The organism is Vibrio sp. S457-15, assembly GCF_000960545.1.
GTDB lineage: Bacteria > Pseudomonadota > Gammaproteobacteria > Enterobacterales > Vibrionaceae > Vibrio > Vibrio parahaemolyticus.
On record NZ_JYOQ01000176.1, the window covers coordinates 1 to 417 of the forward strand.

Sequence of the window (417 nt, forward strand, 5' to 3'; positions counted from 1 at the left end):
GTTCCATACTGATCAATAACATCAATCTGGAGATACGAAAAAGGCTCCGCAAGGGGCCTTTTTGCTAATTTTAAATATCTATTTCAATTCCAGACTTAAAGTCACACCCGCAATAGAAGCACTCATCAAGTTCGCCATAACGCCGTCAATAATCTCGCGGAAACCATGCTTAGAAACAAATGCACGCTTCTCTGGTCCCAAGGAACCCAATCCGCCGATCAGCATTGCCATACTAGAGATCTTTGCAAAACCACACAGTGCGCAAGTCACGATAGCTTGAGAGTGAGCACTTAGCTGAGATTTCACTTCGGCTAGTTGGATGAAAGCAACAAACTCGTTCACCACGATCTTGTTACCGATAAGCGAGCCCGACGTAATCGCATCTTCACCTGGCACACCTAACAACCATGCGACAGG

Annotated in this window: 1 protein-coding gene; it reads right to left on the minus strand. The window is 45.8% G+C overall.

All coding sequences use genetic code 11. The features are described 5' to 3' along the window. Positions 1–78 precede the first annotated feature (78 nt). Positions 79–417, minus strand: a 339-nt coding sequence (locus UF05_RS19585; protein ID WP_048852679.1) for a nucleoside transporter C-terminal domain-containing protein, incomplete at its 5' end; no start/stop codon positions are given.